This is a genomic window from Zhongshania sp. (assembly GCF_041584495.1).
GTDB lineage: Bacteria > Pseudomonadota > Gammaproteobacteria > Pseudomonadales > Spongiibacteraceae > Spongiibacter.
The window spans coordinates 1-22,256 of record NZ_JBFHDY010000040.1 but is presented as its reverse complement, the minus strand read 5'-3'; the positions used below and the strand labels follow the sequence as shown (position 1 = coordinate 22,256).

The 22,256-nt window shown below is 52.7% G+C and carries 15 protein-coding genes, 1 pseudogene and 1 CRISPR repeat array; of the genes and pseudogenes, 8 read left to right on the top strand and 8 right to left on the bottom strand.

Features of this window, described 5'->3' with window-relative positions; all coding sequences use genetic code 11:
* Positions 1-50: 50 nt before the first annotated feature.
* Positions 51-2,693 (bottom strand): DNA gyrase subunit A, encoded by a 2,643-nt coding sequence (gene gyrA, locus ABYP33_RS08760; protein WP_373090413.1) that lies wholly within the window; start codon positions 2,691-2,693, stop codon positions 51-53.
* Positions 2,694-2,965: 272 nt separating this feature from the next.
* On the opposite strand from gyrA, the gene ABYP33_RS08755 reads away from it, so the two are divergent.
* From ABYP33_RS08755 to ABYP33_RS08740, 4 genes are read left to right on the top strand one after another with little or no spacing between them, the layout of a single operon-like run.
* Complete coding sequence (locus ABYP33_RS08755; RefSeq protein ID WP_373090412.1) at positions 2,966-4,294, top strand: TRZ/ATZ family hydrolase; 1,329 nt, start codon at positions 2,966-2,968, stop codon at positions 4,292-4,294.
* Position 4,295: 1 nt separating this feature from the next.
* The gene (ubiG, locus tag ABYP33_RS08750) at positions 4,296-5,024 is read left to right on the top strand and encodes a bifunctional 2-polyprenyl-6-hydroxyphenol methylase/3-demethylubiquinol 3-O-methyltransferase UbiG (protein WP_373090411.1); all 729 of its coding nucleotides are present in this window, start codon (positions 4,296-4,298) and stop codon (positions 5,022-5,024) included.
* Positions 5,024-5,689 (top strand): HAD-IA family hydrolase, encoded by a 666-nt coding sequence (locus ABYP33_RS08745; protein WP_373090409.1) that lies wholly within the window; start codon positions 5,024-5,026, stop codon positions 5,687-5,689. Before ubiG ends, ABYP33_RS08745 begins: the two co-directional genes overlap by 1 nt.
* Positions 5,690-5,703: 14 nt before the next feature.
* Positions 5,704-6,468 (top strand): YciK family oxidoreductase, encoded by a 765-nt coding sequence (locus ABYP33_RS08740; RefSeq protein ID WP_373090407.1) that lies wholly within the window; start codon positions 5,704-5,706, stop codon positions 6,466-6,468.
* A gap of 105 nt (positions 6,469-6,573) precedes the next feature.
* Here ABYP33_RS08740 and ABYP33_RS08735 read toward each other — a convergent pair whose 3' ends face one another.
* The 3 genes from ABYP33_RS08735 to ABYP33_RS08725 all read right to left on the bottom strand — a co-directional run bounded on the left by ABYP33_RS08735 (position 6,574) and on the right by ABYP33_RS08725 (position 10,340).
* Positions 6,574-7,419, bottom strand: coding sequence for an HDOD domain-containing protein (locus ABYP33_RS08735; RefSeq protein ID WP_373090405.1), 846 nt, complete (start codon positions 7,417-7,419; stop codon positions 6,574-6,576).
* Positions 7,420-7,512: 93 nt separating this feature from the next.
* Positions 7,513-8,691, bottom strand: coding sequence for an alanine--glyoxylate aminotransferase family protein (locus tag ABYP33_RS08730; protein WP_373090404.1), 1,179 nt, complete (start codon positions 8,689-8,691; stop codon positions 7,513-7,515).
* 113 nt (positions 8,692-8,804) lie between these two features.
* Positions 8,805-10,340, bottom strand: coding sequence for an exonuclease domain-containing protein (locus tag ABYP33_RS08725; RefSeq protein ID WP_373090403.1), 1,536 nt, complete (start codon positions 10,338-10,340; stop codon positions 8,805-8,807).
* Positions 10,341-10,566: 226 nt separating this feature from the next.
* Between ABYP33_RS08725 and imuA the strand changes: the two genes are divergently transcribed.
* The 3 genes from imuA to ABYP33_RS08710 are packed head-to-tail and all read left to right on the top strand — an operon-like array spanning position 10,567 to position 15,975.
* Entirely contained in the window at positions 10,567-11,388 is an 822-nt protein-coding gene (gene imuA, locus ABYP33_RS08720) for a translesion DNA synthesis-associated protein ImuA (protein WP_373090402.1), read from the top strand.
* A complete protein-coding gene (locus ABYP33_RS08715; protein ID WP_373090401.1) occupies positions 11,388-12,872 on the top strand; it encodes a DNA polymerase Y family protein in 1,485 nt (494 codons plus the stop codon). Before imuA ends, ABYP33_RS08715 begins: the two co-directional genes overlap by 1 nt.
* 4 nt (positions 12,873-12,876) lie before the next feature.
* Entirely contained in the window at positions 12,877-15,975 is a 3,099-nt protein-coding gene (locus ABYP33_RS08710; RefSeq protein ID WP_373090399.1) for an error-prone DNA polymerase, read from the top strand.
* Positions 15,976-16,001: 26 nt separating this feature from the next.
* On the opposite strand, the gene ABYP33_RS08705 is transcribed toward ABYP33_RS08710, so the two are convergent.
* The 4 genes and pseudogenes from ABYP33_RS08705 to ABYP33_RS08690 form a co-directional block, all read right to left on the bottom strand.
* Positions 16,002-17,183 carry an acetyl-CoA C-acyltransferase gene (locus tag ABYP33_RS08705; RefSeq protein WP_373090398.1) on the bottom strand — a complete coding sequence of 394 codons (1,182 nt, stop codon included), beginning with the start codon at positions 17,181-17,183 and terminating at the stop codon, positions 16,002-16,004.
* A gap of 22 nt (positions 17,184-17,205) precedes the next feature.
* Positions 17,206-18,123 (bottom strand): SDR family NAD(P)-dependent oxidoreductase, encoded by a 918-nt coding sequence (locus ABYP33_RS08700; protein ID WP_373090397.1) that lies wholly within the window; start codon positions 18,121-18,123, stop codon positions 17,206-17,208.
* A 254-nt stretch (positions 18,124-18,377) separates the two neighbouring features.
* Positions 18,378-18,539 (bottom strand): annotated as a pseudogene (locus ABYP33_RS08695) (MaoC/PaaZ C-terminal domain-containing protein); the annotation flags it as partial.
* A gap of 126 nt (positions 18,540-18,665) precedes the next feature.
* Positions 18,666-20,468 (bottom strand): acyl-CoA dehydrogenase, encoded by a 1,803-nt coding sequence (locus ABYP33_RS08690; RefSeq protein ID WP_373090396.1) that lies wholly within the window; start codon positions 20,466-20,468, stop codon positions 18,666-18,668.
* A 211-nt stretch (positions 20,469-20,679) separates the two neighbouring features.
* Between ABYP33_RS08690 and ABYP33_RS08685 the strand changes: the two genes are divergently transcribed.
* Positions 20,680-21,819 carry an epoxide hydrolase family protein gene (locus tag ABYP33_RS08685; RefSeq protein WP_373090395.1) on the top strand — a complete coding sequence of 380 codons (1,140 nt, stop codon included), beginning with the start codon at positions 20,680-20,682 and terminating at the stop codon, positions 21,817-21,819.
* Positions 21,820-21,867: 48 nt separating this feature from the next.
* Positions 21,868-22,229: a CRISPR direct-repeat array (repeat unit 32 nt; unit sequence GTTTCAATCCACGCGCCCGTGATGGGCGCGAC).
* Between the last annotated feature and the right edge of the window lie 27 nt (positions 22,230-22,256).

Sequence of the window (22,256 nt, the reverse complement as noted above, 5' to 3'; positions counted from 1 at the left end):
ACTAGCCCCGCCACCCTTACCTAGCTAAAGGCACTTCCCCTAGCGGGGATTTATTCGTCAACCGCAGACGCATCGTCAGCAGCGCTATCGTCTGGCTCAGCGGCAATCACATCCGCTTCGCTCGCGACAATTAGCTCGCCGTCTTCATCCAATGGCAATACTTCGTCTTCTTCGTCTACCCGCTGCACGCCGACCAAATGCTCGTCTTCTTTAAGACGAATAACCCGAACACCTTGGGTATTACGACTCAAGATCGACACTTCATCAGTGCGGGTACGCACCAAGGTGCCCTGATCACTGATCAGCATCAGATCGTCGCCTTCAAAGACCTGTACGGCGCCAACCAGCGGGCCATTACGCTCGCTCATCGCCATGGCGATAACACCGCGGTTACCGCGCCCCTTCGCAGGGAAGTCTTCAACCAAAGTACGCTTACCGTAGCCATTTTCAGACACGGTCAACACACAGCCGCCCGCTTGGGGAATAATCATGGCGATGGCGCGCTGACCTTCATCCATACGGATACCACGCACACCGCGCGCGGTACGACCCATGGCGCGCACATCTTGCTCAGCAAAACGCGCCGCTTTACCAGCACTGGTCAGCAGCAAGATATCGTTTTCGCCATTGGTGATTGCGGTACCAATGAGCACATCGCCTTCATCCAATTCTATTGCGCGCAAACCCACGCTGCGCTGGCGAGAAAAGGCCTCTAGTGGGGTCTTTTTCACGGTACCCAAACGAGTGGCCATAAAAATGAAATAGCCTTCAGTGTACTCATTAACCGGCAATATTGACGTAATACGTTCGTCTTCACCCAGTGGCAATAAGTTCACCATTGGTCGGCCACGGGAATTGCGGCCTGCGACTGGAATCTGGTAAACCTTCAACCAGTAAACCTTACCAATATTGCTGAAACACAAAATGGTGGTATGGGTGTTCACCACCAGTAAATGCTCTACAAAATCTTCGTCTTTAACCGAAGTCGCCGACTTTCCCATGCCACCGCGACGCTGAGCCTGGTAAGTATCTAAGGGCTGAGACTTGGCGTAACCGCCATTGGAGATAGTCACAACGCGGTCTTCTTCAGGAATCAGGTCTTCGTGGTTCAAGTCCAGATGCGAGGCAACGATCTCACTGCGACGCTCATCGCCGTAATCGGCCACAACCTGCTCAAGCTCACCGCGAATAACCGCAATCAACACGTCAGGGTTCGCCAAAATATTCAAGTACTCAGCGATTTCCAACAGACGCTCTTGATACTCGCCCAGCAGCTTCTCGTGTTCAAGACCGGTCAACTTTTGCAGACGCAAATCCAGAATTGCCTGCACCTGCACTGGCGACAGATAGTACTGACCATCGCGCATGCCATAAATTTCTTCTAAATCCTCTGGGCGGCAGGCGTTTTCGCCTGCGCGCTCAAGCATGCCTGCAACATCACCCAGTTTCCACGGACGAGAAATCAAGGCATTTTTCGCCTCTTGGGTGGTTGCCGAGGCTTTAATAGTGGTAATAATTTCATCAATATTGGAAATCGCAATCGCGAGACCTTCCAATACATGACCACGCTCCCGCGCCTTGCGCAGCAAATACACAGTTCGGCGAGTAACGACTTCGCGCCGATGGCGAATAAAGTATTCAATGAGCTGTTTTAAATTCAGAATGCGCGGCTGCTTGTCGACTAAGGCGACAATATTAATACCAAATACATTCTGCAGCTGGGTCTGGGCATAAAGGTTGTTTAAAACCACTTCCCCACTTTCGCCGCGCTTCATCTCAATAACCACGCGCAAACCGTCTTTATCAGACTCATCGCGCAATTCAGAAATGCCCTCTATTTTCTTCTCTTTAACCAGTTCAGCGATTTTCTCAATCAAACGCGCTTTGTTTACCTGGTAAGGCAACTCGTGGACGATAATCGTTTCGCGGTGAGTTTTTTCATCAATAATCACTTCGGCGCGAGCGCGGATGTAAATACGACCACGGCCGGTTTTATACGCCTCGACAATGCCAGCGCGGCCGTTGATGATTGCCGCCGTTGGGAAATCGGGGCCAGGAATGTGCTCCATCAACTCTTCAACGGTGATATCGGGGTTATCGAGGGTTGCCAAGCAACCGTTAATCACCTCGGTCAGATTGTGGGGCGGAATATTGGTCGCCATACCTACCGCAATACCTGAGGAGCCGTTAATCAGCAGCGCAGGAATCTTTGTTGGCATGACTTCTGGAATTTGCTCGGTGCCGTCGTAGTTAGGCACCCAATCCACGGTTTCTTTATCGAGGTCAGCAAGGATTTCATGGGCAATTTTGCGCATGCGAATTTCGGTATAACGCATGGCCGCCGCGTTATCACCGTCGATAGAACCAAAGTTACCTTGGCCATCAACCAGCATATAGCGCAGCGAGAAGGGCTGCGCCATACGAACGATGGTGTCGTAAACAGCAGAATCACCGTGCGGATGGTATTTACCAATAACATCACCAACGACACGGGCCGATTTTTTATAGCCCTTATTCCAGTCGTTATTGAGCTCGCTCATCGCGAACAATACCCGGCGATGAACCGGCTTCAAACCATCCCGGACGTCGGGCAATGCCCGACCCACAATAACGCTCATTGCATAATCGAGGTAGGACTGCTTTAGCTCATCCTCAATATTGACCGGCAAAATCTCTTTAGCTATATCAGCCATGAACGGGGTAATTCCTTATTATGGATACGCGCTTCGCAGCATTGTCGCTGAGAAATCGGCCGCATCCGGTATTTAAGCCAGTACTGACACCATCACCGCAAACGACGCAACAGCTCGAAGCAGAAAATAAAGCGGCGATGATAGCATATTTTCAACGACCTAAGACAGTTCAAAATCGCCGTAAATCAATGTGCTATCGCGACAAATCAGCCCACAGCAGCCCTGTTTGCGGGTATACTTGCGACTTTGCTCAACAGGACCCGGACAGCCCTATGCCCGCCCCCACAATCAATAGCGCCGACACCCTGATTTTTGCCCGCTGGATAATACCGGTCACTCCCGCCAGCGCGCCGCTTAGCCATTACGCCATCGCCATTAATGACGGGGTAATCAGCGCCATATTGCCGGCTTCCGAAGCGCAAGCGATCACCGCCAAGGAGATCCTCCACCTCGATCACCATGCGGTGATGCCAGGCCTAATCAACGCCCACGGCCATGCCGCCATGAGCCTGTTTCGCGGCATGGCCGACGACAAAGCCCTGCACACTTGGCTTAACGACCACATCTGGCCCGCCGAAGGCCAATGGGTAAACGCCGATTTTGTGCGCGATGGCAGTGAACTCGCCATTGCCGAAATGCTGCGCAGCGGTACTACCACGTTTAGTGATATGTATTTTTTCCCCGAAGTTACCGCCCAAGTCGCGCGCAAGGCCGGTATTCGTGCTCAGCTCAGCTTTCCTATATTCGATTTCCCGAGCGCCTGGGGCAGCGGCCCTGACGACTACTTTCGCAAAGGCCTCGCCCTGCTCGACGAACACAAATACAGCAAGCTGATTACTATTGCCTTTGGCCCTCACGCGCCCTACACCGTGGGCGACGAGGCCATGCAGCGCATTGTGACCTTTGCTGCCGAGCTCGATGTACCGATTCAAATCCACCTGCACGAAACCCAGCAGGAAGTGGATGACGCCGTGGCGCAATCGGGCAAACGGCCGATCGCCCGTCTCGCCGAGCTGGGCTTACTCGGCCCCAAAACCCAGTGCGTGCACTTAACCGCCCTCAACGACGAGGATATTGCCACCCTCGCCAGCCATGGCTGCCACGCGGTGCACTGTCCCGAATCTAATTTAAAGCTGGCGAGCGGCTTTTCGCCCGTCGAAAAAATGCGCCGCGCAGGTATAAATATAGCGCTCGGCACCGACGGCGCCGCCAGCAATAACGATCTGGATCTATTTGGCGAGATGCGCACCGCCGCCCTGCTGGGCAAGGCGGTCGCCGGTGACGCCAGCGCCCTGCCCGACAGCTACGCCCTAGAAATGGCCACCATCAACGGCGCAAAAGCACTGAGCATCGATCACTTGGTGGGCAGCCTTGAAGTCGGCAAACAGGCAGACATTATCGCCATAGACCTGTCAGCACTGGAACAACAACCCATTTACAACCCAATCTCCCAAATTGCGTACACCAATATCAGCCACCGGGTTCGCTATAGCTGGATCATGGGCCGCAAGGTGCTGGATAATGGCGAACTGACCACGCTAGACAGCCGAGACATCATTGCCCGCGCCGAGCTCTGGCGCAAAAAAATTAGCGGAGAATAAAATGCAACAGCCTCATTCAAGCAGCGCAACGAGCAATGTCGACCCCGCAGAAATCGCCAAGTTTGAAGAACTCGCCCACCGCTGGTGGGACCGCAACAGCGAATTCAAACCCCTGCACGACATCAACCCGCTGCGGGTTAACTATATTGACGAGCGCTCACCGCTGGCCGAGCGCAAGGTTGTCGATATTGGCTGCGGCGGCGGCATACTCTCTGAGTCTATGGCCCAGCGCGGCGCCACGGTCAAGGGCATCGACATGGGCGAAACCCCACTCAGCGTCGCCCGCATGCATCAGCTAGAGTCCGGCACCAAAGTGGAGTATGTACAAATTACCGCCGAAGAACTCGCCGAGGCAGAAGCCGGCAGCTACGACGTGGTCACCTGTTTAGAAATGCTAGAACACGTGCCCGATCCATCATCAGTCATTCGCGCCTGCGCCAAACTCTGCAAACCCGGTGGCGATATTTATTTTTCAACCATCAACCGCAACCCCAAGGCCTTTATCTTCGCCATTGTTGGTGCCGAGTATTTATTAAAAATGCTGCCCCGTGGCACCCACGACTTCAGCCGCTTTATTCGCCCTGCCGAGCTGGCAAACTGGGTGCGTCAAGCCGACTTACAGCTGCAGCATATGACGGGTTTGACCTACAACCCCATACTGCGCACTTACCGTCTTAACGATAAAGATGTCGACGTTAATTACATGATTCACGTTAAGAAGCCGCTGTAATGTTAAAAGCTGTGTTATTTGACCTAGATGGCACCCTGCTTGATACCGCAGTGGATTTCACCGCGGTATTAAACGCCATGCTCAGCGAGCGCGAATTAGCGCCGCAGAGTTATGACGAGGTGCGCAAGCGGGTGTCCGATGGCGCCCGCGCAGTGGTCAGCCTCGGTTTTCAACAGCAAGAAGGCCAAGCGGGTTTCCAAGCCCTGCTCGATGAATTTCTTGACCGCTACCTAGTTCAGCTCGCGGTCAGCACTGCACTTTTCCCCGGCATGAGCGAAGTCTTGACACACATAGAAGCACTCGGCATGAAATGGGGCATCGTCACCAATAAGCCCGCCCGCTTCACTGAGCCACTGCTCGCGGCGATGGGCCTAGACCAGCGCTGCGCCACCGCGATTTGCCCAGACCACGTCACAAATCGCAAGCCGCACCCAGAACCGATCTACTTGGCCTGCAAAGAAATCAACTGCCTGCCCGCGCACACCATTTACGTGGGTGACCACCGCCGCGATATCGACGCCGGCCGCAATGCCAGCATGCGCACCGTGGCCTGCACTTACGGTTATGTTTCAGCCGGTGACAGCGCCGAAAGCTGGGCAGCAGACTATCTCGTCGCCCAAGCCGTAGATTTAATTCCCTTAATTGACCAGCTACATACTTCTTAAACCGAGGATATTCCGTGCCCTTAAGCCTCCCCAGTGATTTCATTGCCGCTCCCCAATGCCTAGCGGGTAAAACCATTTTAGTTACTGGTGCCGGTGACGGCATTGGCCGTGCGGCAGCGTTGAGCTTTGCCGAACACGGCGCCACCGTTATTTTACTCGGCCGCACCATTGAAAAACTGGAGGCGGTCTACGACGAGATCGAAGCCGCTGGCTACCCCCAAGCCGCAATCTACCCCGTGCATTTACGCGGCGCGGTGATGAAAGATTACGAGGAGCTGGCCAACACCATTGAACGGGAATTTGGTCATCTTGACGGCCTGCTTCACAATGCCGGCATACTCGGCCAGCGCCGTACTTTGGCACAAACCACTGTCGACAGCTGGGACGACGTATTGCACGTCAATATCACCGCCGCGTTTATGATGACCCAAGCCCTACTTCCAATGTTAGCCGCCGCCAACTCAGCCTCTATTGTGTTGACCTCATCCAGCGTCGGCCGCAAAGGTCGGGCATTCTGGGGGGCCTATGCGGTCTCTAAATTCGCCACCGAAGGTTTTATGCAGGTCTTAGCCGACGAAGAGTTTGAGCTAAACAACACGCGGGTGAACACCATCAACCCCGGCGCCACCCAAACCGTCATGCGCCGCACTGCCTACCCTGGTGAAAATCCGCAGGACAATCCGCTACCCGACGTCATTATGCCGCTGTATTTGTATTTGATGAGTGACGCTAGCGCGAAGGTTAACGGCCAGCAATTTGACGCCCAGCCAAAAGGCTAAGCCATCAAGCGCAGATTGTTTACCTAGGAGCTTTAAAAGAGATATAAATCGGAGGGGGACGCGCTGCTCATCAAATAAACTGACATGCAGCGCGATCGGTTTTCGTCAGTCGCGCAACATGCCCTGCATTAATTCGATCTGCTGCTGATAGGCCTCATCGCTTTCACCCGGTGTCACCGGCAAACCGAGTCGCGCAAATGCGGTCACCTCAGCCCAATCGACTTCCGCCAAGGGGTGCTGCGTACCGACATACGTTTGCAATCTTGCTACGGTGACAATATCGGCATAATCCGCTTTTTCAATATCACGACTAAAATCGGCGCAGCCTTCAGGAACAACAATTAACTCCTGGGCAAAACCCCAAACCTCTAGAATTCGGCGCCCCACTTCTGGACTCAGTTCTAGCAAGGCCTGGTCTAGCAACTCGGGATGGTCCCGTAAAAAGCCTCGACCAACCGCATAAGACAATATTGGCAAAGCGCCAATCTGGTGAATAATTCCCGCGAGTGTGGCCAGCTCTGGTTTAAGATGAAGCTGAGATTTCGCCAAGGTATAGGAAATCGCCGCAACGTCGGTACTCTGCACCCAAATGTTGCGCATGCGCTGATTTAAAGACTCTTTGGTCGACAGAAAGATTTGCTGCATCGCCAAGGTCGTCACCAAGGTACTGGTATAACCCAAGCCAATGCGACCGATAGCACCTTTTACGTCGTTAATCGGCTGTAAACCACGCAGTAGCGAACTATTGGCAACCCGTAAAATTCTCGCCGCTATTGAGCTGTCGTTTTCAATAATGGTGGCCAGCATTGCAATATTGACGTCTGGGTCGCTGGCTGCCTCGCGGATCTCCAAGGCCACTTCTGGCAAGGTCGGCAGTACAACGGCATCATTTTCAATCGCCTGCAGCAAATCCGCGCGGATTTGCTCAATCAAAGGGGTACTTGAACTCACGTCGACACACTCATCATTTAAGGTAGCGGGACCTGCGATACTTAAAGATTAGCAGATAAATTGCCGCTGCAATGATTTCCGCAGCGACTAAATTTACGCTAATACGGCATCAGCAGCGGCAAGTGCTGCGCTCGCGTCACACTCGTAGCCTTGTGCCAACATCGCGGCAGCCAGTGCCGACAACAGCAAACGAATATTTTCAGGCTTGGCGCTATAGCCCATCAAACCAATACGCCATACCTTACCAGCAAGGTCGCCCAAACCGGCACCAATCTCCAAGCTATGATTGGCCAACAAATATTGGCGCGTCGCGGCGTCATCTACGCCTTGAGGGATATAGACGCTATTGAGCTGAGGCAGACGCTGCTCCGCAGCCACGACAAACTCAACACCCAAGCATTCTAAGCCAGCAGCTAAGGCGCTATGCATGGTGGCATGACGCTGCCACGCATTCTCTAGACCCTCTTCTTGCAGCATAACCAGAGACTCATGCAAACCGTATAAGGCATTGACCGGCGCAGTGTGGTGATAGGCACGCTTACCGCCCTCGCCCCAATAGCCCAAAATAAGATTCATATCTAAAAACCAGCTTTGCACTGGGTGCTTACGGACTTTAATGGCTGCCACTGCCGCTGAGCTAAACGTCACCGGCGACAAGCCCGGTGTGCACGACAGACACTTCTGGCTACCCGAATAAACGGCATCAGCCTGCCACTCATCAACCAATAGCGGCACGCCGCCCATCGAGGTCACCGCATCAACAATGCTCAAACAACCGTATTGCTTAGCCAAACCGCACAGCGCTTCAGCGTCGCTCAACGCGCCAGTAGACGTTTCAGCGTGAACAAACGCCAACACCTTAATATCGCCATGTTCTTTTAAAGCCGCGTCAACAGCGGCGGGTTCAACAGCCGTACCCCAAGCAAAATCGAGGCGAATCGCTGTGGCGCCACAGCGCGTCACATTCTCAATCATCCGATTGCCGAATACGCCGTTCACGCACACCAGCGCCTTATCACCCGGCTCGAGCAAATTAACAAAACAGGCTTCCATGCCGGCTGAACCCGGCGCAGAAATTGGTAAGGTCAATTCATTGTTAGTTTGAAAAGCGTATTTCAACAGCTCTTTGGTTTCATCCATCATGCCCACAAACAAGGGGTCTAGATGGCCCAGTGTTGGCCGACCCAGCGCTTCAAGAATACGCGGATGCACATCAGAAGGACCGGGGCCCATCAAAGTGCGAAGAGGAGGATGAAACGAAGAAATGGCCATATGAAAATCTCACTGATCTGCTGCCGCGCCACGAGCGCAGGCAGCTGCATTAAATAGAACGACTATGTTGGCGGCGATTATACCTGATTAGCGCGCAGGGGTAGAGACCGAGTTTACGCCGTGTACTCATCACCTATGGTCGCAGAAAATTGTGACAATGGCTGCCACCTTAAATCATCCTGAAAAGCACGCAATAATCGGTAATGCTCATAGCGAAACTCTTTAGCTTGCTCACATATACGCCGCGCCGCAGCCAAGTCCAGCGGTTCAGCTGAGCCGCTTAATTCAGTTAATTGCCCACGCTCAGCGTTCCAGCGAAAACTGCCAAAATGCCGCCAGTCATACACTAAATGCCATTCGCTAACACCTGCGCCATTATTCTCATGAATCAGCACTGGTTCGGCAAAAGGCCACGGCGTATACAGGTATCCGGCAAACGCCGCTTTTACGCGCGCAGCAAAGTCATCCGCCGACGCCACTGTTGCCGACTCACCGGTTCCCACTGCAGTTAAAGCGCAAGCACCACACTCACATACCTCCCCCTCAACAAGCACCGCCAAACGTCGCAAACAAAGCTGATGCTCTTTCGCCAACTCTCTGATACGGGTTTTAGCATGTTTACGCTCGCGAAATAACCCAACCGTCTCACCGGTCTGCGCGATATTGGCGGGCAAGCCAGAACGCAATCGCAGTTGTAACTCGCCACTGTCTTGCATAATAAAGCGCACACAACAGGGCTTACCCAAAGCATTGACACGACGCTGTAGCAATGGCTTTTCGTGACGCAAGGCCACACTTAAATGCAAACCCGCAGATAACTCTCCTGCCAGCATCTGCCACTGAACAGCGTCTACTCGGCGCACCAGTTTTGCCGCTTTACTGTCGCCGGTGACGTTTTCAAAATGCGCGAGCACCTGTTCCTGCAAAGACCGAGCACTGCCCAGATACAGCAACTCCCCCGCCTCGCCCAATAAGCGATAAACACCTGGCTCACGAGGAATCGCATCAATATCAGCCTGACAAATAGACGGCGGCAGTACCGGCAAGCCCAACTGCAAGCCAACTTCAAAATTAAAAACGGCTTCGCCTTTATCCGCGCGGGCGTAGTCGAGAAAAGCTTTCATCGCATCTACGTCGGCCATCGCCCGGTGATGCACCTCGGAGTAAAAACCAATCCGCGCACAGATTGCCTCCAAACCGTGCTTTGGCCAATCGGGGTACAAGGTTCGCGCCAATTTCAGCGTACATAAAACACGGGGCTGATAATCGCGACCATAACGCGCAAAATTAGCCCGTAAAAACCCCGCATCAAAGCGGGCATTATGGGCAACTAAAATGGCGCCATCCAAATACGACCACAGGGTTTCCTGCACGTCAGAAAATTGTGGTTTGCCCCGCAACATACTGTTACTTATACCGGTAAGACCTTGGATAAATGAAGGCACCGAACAAAGAGGGTCTATTAAAGACTGCCATTCCAGATCCACATCACCGCCAACAACGCGAACCGCCGCTTCCATGATGTGATCTTGCTTGGCCTGCCCACCCGTGGTTTCAAGGTCGACCAGAGCAAACCGAAGACCACTTAACACCAGCTGCCCCGAAAAGTGAATGCCCGCGCTTTTACGAGAAATGGGAAAGCCGAGCAAGAAGAAAATATCATATTCATCAACCTAAAATAGACGCGTCTTAAGCATGATAAACCACCCGAAGCTCATCGACATAACATAGATAACACACCACCAACAAATACCCATATAGCTAAAGCTATAAGGCCAGCAGCTTTCATCGCCTTATCCAACATTGACATTCACGCCATATAATATACTGTATATACATACAGCAATTACCCGCTAATGTAGTTTGTGCAATGCAATGAAAAGTCACTCTCTCAATCAATTACTCGATGAGCGCAAGCTCTGGCGAGGCCAACAACTCCGCCGTTCAGCGGCGGCTAGTGATCGCCTGAGCACAGGGTTTAGCGCCTTAGATAACGCCCTGCACACCGGCGGCTGGCCCCGCAGCGGTTCTACTGAGTTATTGGGGGAATACGGTATTGGTGAGCTGTGGTTTTTACTGCCAGCCCTCCGCGAACATCTGGCAGACCGGCCAATGGCGTGGTTAAACCCACCCTATTTACCCCATGCCCCCGCGTTGGCCGCGCAGGGCTTGGCGGTAGACAAGCAGCTTTTGGTCAGACCAAAAACCTTAGCCGATCAGCTTTGGGCCGCAGAAGAATTGCTGCGCAGCGGCGCGTATAGTGCGGTATTAAGCTGGTTTAATGAACCGAATCTAAATGACCGGCAGCTACGTCGCCTGCACATTGCCGCCCTCGAGGGCCAGTGCTGGCATCTGCATTTTCGCCCCGCGAGCTTGGCCCGGCAGATATCCCCCGCCCCCCTGCGCTTAAATTTGTGCGCCGCACAGCAAGCCCTACAGATTAATATCATTAAACAGCAAGGCGGCCATGCCGGACAGCAACTGCAATTAGCCCGCCCCGCCGCCCTGTATTTACAGCAAAGTGCCGCCGTGACGTGGCCGGTCTATAACAGTGTATCTGCCGCAAAAACACAGTCTCAGCCCCAAGCCCTGCGCAAAATCAACTTACTCACCAATACCGCTATATTCGCCAAGGCAGCGCAGCAAGACAGCACGGTTAGAGTCAGCAAGACTGGCAGCAATGAGCCGCCTCACTAATGCTGTGGTTATGCCTGCGGCTGCCTGCGCTGCCACTCGACGCCCTCGGCGCCAAGTCCTCGGCTGGCATGCTGGCACTACGCCATAACAATATTATTGTCATGGCGAATGATGCAGCTCAACAGACGGGAATTGCTGCTGGCATGTCGGTGTCGAGTGCAATGAGTTTATGTAGTGCCCTCGAACTGCGTCCTCGCGACTTACAGGCCGAGCAACAGTATTTAGAGAATATTGCGCTCTGGGCTTACCGCTTCAGTGGCGATATCTGCCTTTGTCCGCCCAATGCGGTACTGCTGGAACTCAGTGCATCCTTGCGCTTGTTTAAAAACCTAGCGCGGCTCTACCGCAAATTCCTTAGCGCCTTCCGGCGCCGGGGGCTTAGCGTGCAGCTGGGGATTGCCCACACCCCGCTGGCGGCAGAATTGCTCAGCCACCAAAATATCAGCCCCGCCAAGTTAGTGAATGCCGCAGGCCAGCTTCATCAAGACGAATTACATAATGCCCTGCAGGCGCTACCTATCGACCTTTTACCGCTCGCGCCCAAAACCCTAAATACTTTACGAGAAATGGGCATGCACACGCTCGGCAATATTCAAGACCTACCCCGCGCCGAACTTGAGCGCCGCTTTGGCAAAGACATCACCACCGCGCTTGCTAAATTACAGGGCGAGCAGGCCGATATTCGGCCCAAGTTTGCGCCTCCCGACACGTTTAATAGCCAGCGCCATTTTGACGGCGGCCTGCACAGCAAGCAGCAGCTGCGCTTTCCTATTTCGGCCTTACTTAGTGAGCTGGAACACTATCTGCGCCTGCGCCAATGTCTAAATCGCGATTTGCAATGGGAGTTCCATTATTTAGATGGCAGCAAGGAGGCTTGGTCTTTGGACCTGAGCCAGCGCCATTTTGATCGTCGCAGTCTCATTGAGCTGGTGATGCTACGCTTAGAACCCCTCAGTTTGCAGGGTGCGGTAGAAACACTAAGCCTGCGCTGCGAGCACTTTATTGGTAACGAGCAACACTGCGAGCAATTATTCGATACCGCCAATAGCAGCAAACAACAGGCAAAGGCGGCGCAAGTATTAGACAAGCTAAAGCTTAGACTAGGCTCCCAGCGCTGCCATCAGTTTGCCTTACAGGACGCCCACCTCCCTGAATTAAACTGGGTACTTCGCGACGTTCACACAGCGCCGCAAACGCCTAGCCACAACAAACGGCAAGCCCAAGCTGCAACGCCAAACGCCACAAACTTACTTCGACCAAACTGGCTCTGCCATCCCCCCGAAGCCATTAGCGAAACTGCCGGGGGCTTATTCTGGCAGGGCAAGCTGCATTTACTACAAGGCCCGGAGCGCTTCGACGGCCAGTGGTGGCTGCAGCGTCAAACCCGCGACTACTATATTGCCCGCCACCAACACGGCGCCCTGTGCTGGGTGTTTAAAGACTGTCTGAACCGGCGTTGGTATCTGCACGGTTTTTTCGGTTAACCCTATGCCTAAGATAAAACCTGCACCCGCGTCTTACGCCGAGCTACACTGTCTGAGCAATTTCAGTTTTTTGCGGGGCGCCTCCCATCCTCAAGAGCTAGTCGCTACCGCCGCAGAACTGGGCTATAGCGCGATTGCGATTACCGACGAATGTTCACTGTCTGGCATAGTGCGGGCTTACCGCGCCAGCAAAGAACACAATATTAAACTCATTTGTGGCGCCGAATTTATACTCAATGAAGGTATTCATCTGGTCTTACTCGCGCCGACACGACAGGCCTATACCGAGCTGTGTTCCCTGATCAGCCGCGCCCGCCTGCACAGCAGCAAGGGCAACTACCAATTAAACTTAGGCGATGTCCGCCGCTATAGTCAGCACTGTTTTGCGATTTGGATTAATCCCGCTGAAACGGAGAGCCACGCTCGCGAGTTGAAAAAATATTTTAACGATCGGCTCTGGCTCGGCGTTAGCTTTCACGGTCAGCAGCAATCTGAACCCTACTATTTTAAACGCTACCAAATTGCTCGCCACCACGACATTAATATGCTCGCCTGTGGCAATGTGCATATGCACTGCCGCCAGCGTAAGCCCTTACAAGACATACTCAGTGCGATTCGCCTTAATACCTCGGTGCAAGCCCTTGGCAGCCAAGTACAGGCCAATAGCGAACGCTACCTTAAACCACTGTCACTGCTGCAGCGCGACTACCCCGCCGACTTACTCAAAGAAAGCATCGCCGTTGCCGAGCGCTGCACCTTTAGTCTGGCAGAGCTGCGCTACCAGTACCCTAATGAAGTGGTGCCCATGCACAAAAACGCAGGCGAATTTCTGCGGGAGATCACCTTGCATGGCGCCCAGCGGCGCTGGCCAACAGGCATACCGGAACTGGTTAAAAACCTACTCAAAAAAGAGCTAGGCTTAATTGCCGAGTTAAAGTACGAACATTATTTTTTAACGGTTTACGACATTGTTCAGTTTGCCCGCAACCAAGGCATTCTCTGCCAGGGCCGAGGTTCCGCCGCCAATTCCGCGGTGTGTTACTGCTTGTTTATTACCGAGGTCGACCCATCCCGAGGGCAGTTATTATTTGAACGTTTTATTTCCCGCGAACGCGACGAACCACCCGACATCGATGTCGATTTTGAACACGAGCGCAGGGAAGAGGTGATTCAATACATTTATAAAAAATACGGCCGTCAACACGCCGCCCTTGCCGCCACCATTATCAGCTACCGGCGGCGCAGCGCTGTGCGAGATGTGGGCAAAGCCCTGGGCTTAGACGACTACCTGCTGCAGAAACTGTCTGGCAACATGGCGTGGTGGGACGATAAAAGCACTTTTATACAGCGCTTAGAAGAAAGTCAATTCGAGACTGGCAGCCTACCAGTCCAACAATTTATGAGTTTGCTCAATGAAATTTTGGGTTTCCCCCGGCATTTATCCCAGCACGTTGGCGGCTTTGTTATTACCCGCGACCCCATCGCCAGTTTGGTACCCGTTGAAAACGCGGCCATGCCCGAGCGCACCATTATTCAGTGGGACAAAGAAGACCTAGAAACACTAGGCATGATGAAAATTGATGTGCTCGCGCTAGGCATGCTCAGCGCCCTGCGTAAAAGCCTTAGCTATATCAGCGCCGCTGGCGGCAGCGTTCAGCAACTCAGCGATATACCCGCCGAAGACCCCGCCACCTATCAAATGCTCTGCACCGCCGACAGCGTTGGGGTCTTTCAAATTGAATCCCGCGCGCAAATGACCATGTTGCCAAGGCTGCAACCCCGCACTTTTTACGATCTCGTTATTCAAATCGCCATTGTCAGGCCCGGTCCTATTCAAGGCGGTATGGTGCATCCGTTTTTACAGCGACGGCAGGGCTTAGAAAAAGCCGAATATGAAAATGACGCTATTGCCCGAGTATTAAAACGCACTCTCGGCGTGCCGGTATTTCAAGAGCAGGTTATTCAGCTCGCCATGGTTGCCGCTGGCTTTAGCGGCGGCGAAGCCGACCAACTACGCAGAGCCATGGCGAGCTGGGGCAAAAACGGTGATTTAGTCAAATTCCGTAGCAAGCTAGTCGACGGTATGCGCGAGCGCGGCTATAGCGAAGATTTTGCCGAGCGCCTGTTCAGCCAGATGAAAGGTTTTGGCGCTTATGGTTTTCCCGAGTCCCACTCTGCCAGTTTTGCTTTATTAGCCTATGCCTCGGCGTGGCTTAAATGCCACTACCCAGCAGCCTTCTATTGCGGTTTATTAAACAGTCAGCCCATGGGCTTTTACTCGCCCTCGCAATTAATCCAAGACGCCAGCCGTCACGACATTGAAGTACGACCCATTTGCATTAATCACAGTGACTGGGATCATCGCCTTGAGGGGGATTCTAGCACCCCCGCCCTGCGCCTCGGCCTACGCCTCATTAAAGGCTTAGCCAAACGCGGCGCTGAACAGCTTTGCCAAATACGGCAGGAGGCCTTATTCCACAGCATTGACGATTTTTGCACTCGGTATAACATCGCCAAGCAGTACTGGCAACAACTGGTGCAGGCCGACGCCTTTCACTGTTTTAATTTGCACCGCTACCAAAGCCTGTGGGAAATCAGCGCGTGGCAGGCCCCTGCGCCCCTAGGCAATTTACACCCCGCACAAAATGAGACTCTTCGACTTAAGGCCCCCGTGGAAACCGAGGAAGTACTCAGCGACTACCGCCATACCGGCCTTAGTCTGCGACGGCATCCCTTGGCATTGCTACGCCCCCATAAACTGTTTAAAAACTGTGCCCGCGCCGAAGACTTAAAAAATATCGATAACGGCCGATTTATTCGCATTGGCGGTTTAGTCAGTTGTCGACAGCGACCGGGCAGCGCTTCAGGGGTAATGTTTGTGACACTCGAAGACGAAACCGGCAACAGCAATCTTATTGTGTGGCCAGCGGTACAAGAACGCTATAAAAAAGCCCTATTGCAAGGCCAAATGCTGATTGTGAAAGGTTGCGTACAAAAAGCCGCGGCGGGCCATGCTACGCCGGTGATTCATGTCGTGGCGTTCAGTATTGAAAACCACGATCATCTTATGCGGGTTGACGCTGCGTCACATGATTTTCATTAACGCAGCGTCAAGAAAGGCACTCAGGTCTATACAACCTCGAACAAGCCCGCTGCCCCCATACCACCACCAACACACATGGTGACGACAACGTACTTCACACCGCGACGCTTACCTTCAATCAGGGCGTGCATCACCATCCGCGCACCGCTCATACCGTAGGGGTGACCAATAGAGATTGCGCCGCCATTCACGTTCAAGCGGTCATTAGGAATACCCAGCTTGTCGCGGCAGTAAATAACCTGCACTGCAAAAGCTTCGTTGAGTTCCCACAGACCGATGTCGTCCATTTTCAAACCCGCGCGTTTTAACAGTTTGGGAATAGCGAATACGGGGCCAATACCCATTTCATCGGGCTCGCAGCCTGCAACCGCCATACCGCGGTATATGCCCATGGGCGCCATATTGCGCTGCGATGCCAAGGTGCCGTCCATCATCACTACTGCGGCAGCGCCGTCAGAAAGCTGTGAGGCATTGCCGCCAGTAATAAAACCACCCTCGCGCACCGTCTTTAAACCAGCCAAACCTTCTACGTTGGTTGACGGACGATTGCCCTCGTCTTGGGTCAAGGTCACGCTTTCTTCAGAGGTTTCGCCGGTTTCCTTATTCATGACGAGCTTAGAAGCAGTAACAGGCACAATCTCATCGTCAAATTTACCCGCCTGCTGCGCCGCTGCCGTGCGCTGCTGCGATTGCAGCGCGTACTCGTCTTGGGCTTCGCGAGAAATATTGTAGCGCGTGGCAACAATCTCAGCGGTATCGAGCATGGGCATATAAATATTCGGAGAATGCGCAATGGCCGCCGGGTCGACCAGCTTGTGCATGTTCATATGCTCATTTTGAACCAGCGAAATAGACTCGCAACCGCCCGCAAGCAGCATGGGCGCGCCGTCCATCACAATCTGCTTAGCACCTGTGGCAATGGCCACCAAGCCAGATGCACACTGACGGTCAATGGTCATGCCCGAAACCGAGGTAGGTAAGCCTGCCGCCATTGCCGCGATACGACCAAAGTTCATGGTCTGGGTGCCCTGCTGCATTGCCGCGCCCATAATGCAGTCATCGATCTCATTGGGGTCTATGCCTGCCCGCTCTACCGCCGCTTTAATCGCAAAAGCCGTTAACGACGGCGACTCCAAATTATTAAACGCACCACGATAGGCTCTGCCGATGGCTGTACGTGCTGCAGAAACAATTACTGCATCTTTCATGATAAGTCCTCAATTAGAAGTATTATTTAGCACCCTGCATAAACGCTTGGGCCTTGAGAAGAAATTTTTCAGATTGCTTGAAGCCGGACGCTAATTCAGCCAGATTACTGGTATCACAGATATCGTCCCAACGGCTAGCAACCGCTTCTGGGTTAAGTTCCTCCGGGCTAAGGTAAATACCATCTGTTTCGAAGATGCTTGATTTCGCATAACCACCACCGCCAGCACAGAGAATAAAACGGTTTGGCGCACTGTCATGACAAAGTGTTAAGGCGCCCGCGGTTACGACTTCGGGCACTAGCATCGCCAATATTTCAGCGGGCATTAAATCTTCGGTCATCCGGGTTGCCGCGGTCGGCGCCAAGGAATTCACGTGCACATTGTATTTTGCACCTTCGATGGCTAGGGTATTCATCAAACCCACTACCGCCATTTTAGCCGCGCTGTAATTGGCTTGACCAAAGTTGCCGTACAAACCGCTCGAAGACGTTGTCATAACAATACGACCATAGCCTTGCTGCTTCATGATATCCCAAACGGCCTTCGTGCAATTCACCGACCCCATAACGTGAACATCCATCACCAACTTAAAATCATCCATGGACATTTTGGAAAAAGATTTATCGCGCAAAATACCGGCGTTATTAATCAAAATATCTACCCGGCCCCATTTCGCCATAGCCTGCGCAACCATGTCTTCGACTTCGCTGAAAATCGCGACATTGGCACCGTGCGCAAATGCTTCACCGCCAGCGGCCTGGATTTCAGCGACTACGCCTTCCGCTGCAGCGGACGAAGCACCAACGCCATCGCGGGCGCCGCCCACATCATTAATAACCACTTTGGCGCCACGGGCAGCCAATTCTAAGGCGTGACTGCGGCCAAGACCGTTTCCCGCACCAGTCACAATCGCAATTTTACCGTCAAAACGAATACTCATTTCTACTTCTCCAATTACGCGCAAGGCATTAAGCCCAATACTGATTAACTTGCCACATATTGAACTCAGGCAACCATTTGTATACTGATCCACTCCGCGGCCAAGGCGGGCTTCTCTTCACCGTCAATCTCTAATCTAAAGTAACTTCAGTGCTCACCCGAAAGCTACCTGGTTTGGCTTCTTAAATGTTAAAAACTTTCACCTTGGCGCGAATACGGCTATTCACTATGACTGGCGCTAAACAACGTACTTTATCAAAGCCTGAATTTATACCCATATAGAAGCCTTTGATGATAATACTGCTCGGCAAAGCGTGATAACCAAGACAAGCGAAGAAAACCGTGAGCAATGATCGTACCAACGGGCGTCTCTTTAGCACACTCAGGGTCAACATGAATAAACAGCTGGTCTAAAGTGCAATCAGCAAATTAATTAATGCGCTCTTCGCTAATACTCAGCTACTCCGTCGGCTCAGCGTCAAAACCGATATCGTCTTGAATTGCTTGCGTATCAATAAGTGTCGTCACAACATTCACTCCTTTTTAAAACCAGCTATTATGCATTTCATAAAAAGTTGCATCGAGGTCGAGGAGGTTTTTCGACCAGACCTCGATAACCGGTAATTCGAAATTAAAGAAGTATTTCATGGCCTGTAATTTACCGGTATAAAACTGCTGATCCGCTTCATGGGGCTTGGCCGCCATACCCTTTTGAGCGACAAGCCCCTGGCGCAACCACAGCCAAGCAATTACGGTGTGGCCGAACATATCAAGATACTTCACCGAATTGGCCATGACCAAATCGATTGGCTTTTCCATCATTGCGCCCAACAAATGCTCAGTGATTTTCTCTAAGAGGGCAACAGCGGCAGCAAGACGCTCAGCAATCGGCGCCAAATCACCCGTCATCGCCTCATCAACTGTACGCTGAACACGCGCCAAGAAGGCTCGGTATCCCGCCATATTGTTCATTGGCAACTTACGGCCGAGCAAATCTAGAGACTGTACGCCGGTGGTTCCCTCGTGAATGGGATTCAGGCGGTTATCCCGGTAGAACATTTCAACTGGGTGTTCATTAATATAGCCGTGACCGCCCAATACCTGAATAGCGAGGTCATTGGCTTTAGGGCCGTATTCCGATGGCCAGGTTTTAATTATTGGCGTGAGGAAATCAAGCAAGGTGTGCGCAGCGAGACGCGCTTCCTCAGTGGCTTCAGTTTCTTTATCATCGGCCAATTGCGAACCAAACATACACAAGGCATAAGCGCCCTCAGCATAAGCTTTTTGGGCTAGCAGCATCCGTTTTACGTCCGCGTGTTCAATGATATTCACCGGCGCAGAACTTGGATCTTTGCACGAAGGCAAACGCCCCTGAGGCCGCTCACGAGCGTAATTTAGCGAATACTGGTAACCGGCCAAAGCCAAGCAAGCCGCGCCAGTACCAACCATAATCCGCGCTTCGTTCATCATGTGGAACATATACGTTAACCCACGGTGCTCCTCGCCCACCAAATAGCCCACCGCGCCCTCATTCTCGCCGAAGCTCAAGGCCGTTGAGGTTTGTCCACGCCCACCCATTTTGTGAAACAAGCCCGCCAATGCAACATCATTGCGCTCGCCAAGGGAGCCGTCGGCATTTACCAGAATCTTAGGCACAATAAACAGGGATATTCCCTTCACCCCCGCTGGCGCGCCCTTAATACGGGCCAACACCAAATGCACAATATTCTCATTCAGCTCATGCTCACCACCGGAAATAAATATTTTACTGCCGCGAATGCGGTAAGTACCATCTTCGGCGGGTGCTGCCGTCGTTGTTAAATCGGCCAGCCCCGAGCCCGCACCCGGCTCGGTCATTGCCATGGTGCCAGCAAAACGACCGCTGCGAATCGGCTTCACCCAAGTTTCAATTTGCTCTGCACTACCGTGATTTTCAATTAAGTTGGCATTAGCATTACTCAAGGCCAAATAACCCATCGTGGTGCTTGCCGCAGCGGTCAAATAGGCATTAGCGGCGCTGGCGACTAGCGGCGGCAATTGCATACCCCCTAGTTCAAAATCAGCCGTCGACGACACAAAACCCGCCTGAGTAGCCGCATCTACCGCGACTTTAATCTCCGGTATCATGTGCACGTTCTTGCCATCAAACGTCGGTTGCTGCTCATCCACTTTCTTGCGGATGGGCACAAAATACTTCTCGGCAATCGACTGCGCGGTATCAATGGCCGCATTAAAGGTCTCTACTGAATGATCTGCGTAGCGAGGACGCTCTATTAAAGATTCGGCGTCAAATAGCTCATAGAGCATAAATTGAAGATCGCGTGCACAAAGAATAGGGGCAGCCATATCGCTTCACCATATTATTGAGTAAAGATCGCAGTGTGGCAGCAAGCCAACATCTATACCATGACATCACATGTCTAGACGAAATTAGCCTCAATCACCGCTAGCGCACCGTAGCCGAATACTCATACTCACATCATAAAATGTGCTTTAATACTATTTCGCATACCTATCAAAGTAAGCAAAATCATTCCAATAAAGATGAGTAAAAAGCATGAGCAATTTAATCAAACCCTTTAGCGTCGCCATACCACAAGCCCAGCTCGACGACCTTAAAACTCGCCTAGCCAATACTCGCTGGCCAAACGAAGAGCCCGTCGACGACTGGAGTCAAGGCGCGCCCTTAAATGCCGTAAAATCACTGTGCGAATACTGGCAAAATGACTACGACTGGCGCCGCTGCGAACGCGAAATAAACGCGCACCCCCAGTTCACTACTGAAATCGACGGACTAGAAATACACTTTTTACACATTCGCTCGCCCCACGAAAATGCCCTGCCCATGATCATGACCCACGGCTGGCCAGGCTCAATACTTGAATTTATGAAGGTCATTGAACCCCTGAGTAATCCCACCGCCCACGGCGGCAAGGCCGAAGATGCCTTCCATTTAGTTATTCCCTCCCTGCCCGGCTATGGCTTCTCTGGCAAACCAACAAGCACCGGCTGGGGACTCGAACGTATCGCCAAAGCCTGGATCACCCTCATGGGCCGTCTAGACTATTCAGAGTTTGTCGCACAGGGCGGCGACTGGGGCTCCGGCGTCACCAGCGCTATTGGCCATATACACCCACCACAATGCCGCGCCATTCATATTAATATGGCTCTAGCACACCCCAACGAAGACGACATGGCATCACTCAGCGAACGCGACCAAAAGGCCTTAGCCGACATCAAGCACTATTTTGACTCAGATTCCGGCTACGCCATGATCCAAAAATCAAGACCGCAATCCATTGGCTACGGCTTGGCCGACTCGCCCGCCGCGCAAGCAGCCTGGATATACGAAAAATTCCATGGTTGGACCGATAACAACGGCCGCCCAGAAGATGCGCTCACCGTCGACCAAATATTAGACGACATTAGCATGTACTGGCTCACTAACAGCGGCGCCTCATCAGCCCGCCTATACTGGGAAAGCTTTAATAGCATCTTTGCAGAACCCTTGAGCATACCCTGCGGCGTCTCTATTTTTCCCAAAGAACTATTCAGACCCGCGCGCAAATGGGCCGAACGAATTTACCAAAACCTGATTCACTGGAACGAACTAGATAAGGGCGGTCACTTTGCCGCTTTCGAACAACCAAACATTTTTGTAAATGAAGTGCGAAGCTGCTTTGCTAAAGTTCGTTAGGCAATCGTGCGGACGCCTTTAGCGATCTGTTGACCCTCTCCCGAACATTTCATAATAGTCAGACCCGTGATGGGCGCGACTTCGAAGGCACGGCAATTTATAACCTGCTCAAAGTTTCAATCCACGCGCCCGTGATGGGCGCGACGCAATGTAAAGCGTTTTACTATATTTTTTTTAAGTTTCAATCCACGCGCCCGTGATGGGCGCGACCGGCTACATTGTTGACGCGCTGGCCTACGTAGACGTTTCAATCCACGCGCCCGTGATGGGCGCGACGCGAACTTCTTAACGGTGAGGTGCGGAAGCTGGAAGTTTCAATCCACGCGCCCGTGATGGGCGCGACATGACAAGCCCGTATGCTTGTGGCTCATGAGGATTGTTTCAATCCACGCGCCCGTGATGGGCGCGACGGTTGAAGTCGTGCCACGTATAGCGGC

Bases quoted from the DNA above. Each gene is read 5' to 3' on its own strand.
- gyrA (WP_373090413.1), bottom strand. From the start codon at position 2,693: ATGGCTGATATAGCTAAAGAGATTTTGCCGGTCAATATTGAGGATGAG.
- ABYP33_RS08755 (WP_373090412.1), top strand. From the start codon at position 2,966: ATGCCCGCCCCCACAATCAATAGCGCCGACACCCTGATTTTTGCCCGC.
- ubiG (WP_373090411.1), top strand. From the start codon at position 4,296: ATGCAACAGCCTCATTCAAGCAGCGCAACGAGCAATGTCGACCCCGCA.
- ABYP33_RS08745 (WP_373090409.1), top strand. From the start codon at position 5,024: ATGTTAAAAGCTGTGTTATTTGACCTAGATGGCACCCTGCTTGATACC.
- ABYP33_RS08730 (WP_373090404.1), bottom strand. From the start codon at position 8,691: ATGGCCATTTCTTCGTTTCATCCTCCTCTTCGCACTTTGATGGGCCCC.
- imuA (WP_373090402.1), top strand. From the start codon at position 10,567: ATGAAAAGTCACTCTCTCAATCAATTACTCGATGAGCGCAAGCTCTGG.
- ABYP33_RS08715 (WP_373090401.1), top strand. From the start codon at position 11,388: ATGCTGTGGTTATGCCTGCGGCTGCCTGCGCTGCCACTCGACGCCCTC.
- ABYP33_RS08710 (WP_373090399.1), top strand. From the start codon at position 12,877: ATGCCTAAGATAAAACCTGCACCCGCGTCTTACGCCGAGCTACACTGT.
- ABYP33_RS08705 (WP_373090398.1), bottom strand. From the start codon at position 17,183: ATGAAAGATGCAGTAATTGTTTCTGCAGCACGTACAGCCATCGGCAGA.
- ABYP33_RS08700 (WP_373090397.1), bottom strand. From the start codon at position 18,123: ATGAGTATTCGTTTTGACGGTAAAATTGCGATTGTGACTGGTGCGGGA.
- ABYP33_RS08690 (WP_373090396.1), bottom strand. From the start codon at position 20,468: ATGGCTGCCCCTATTCTTTGTGCACGCGATCTTCAATTTATGCTCTAT.
- ABYP33_RS08685 (WP_373090395.1), top strand. From the start codon at position 20,680: ATGAGCAATTTAATCAAACCCTTTAGCGTCGCCATACCACAAGCCCAG.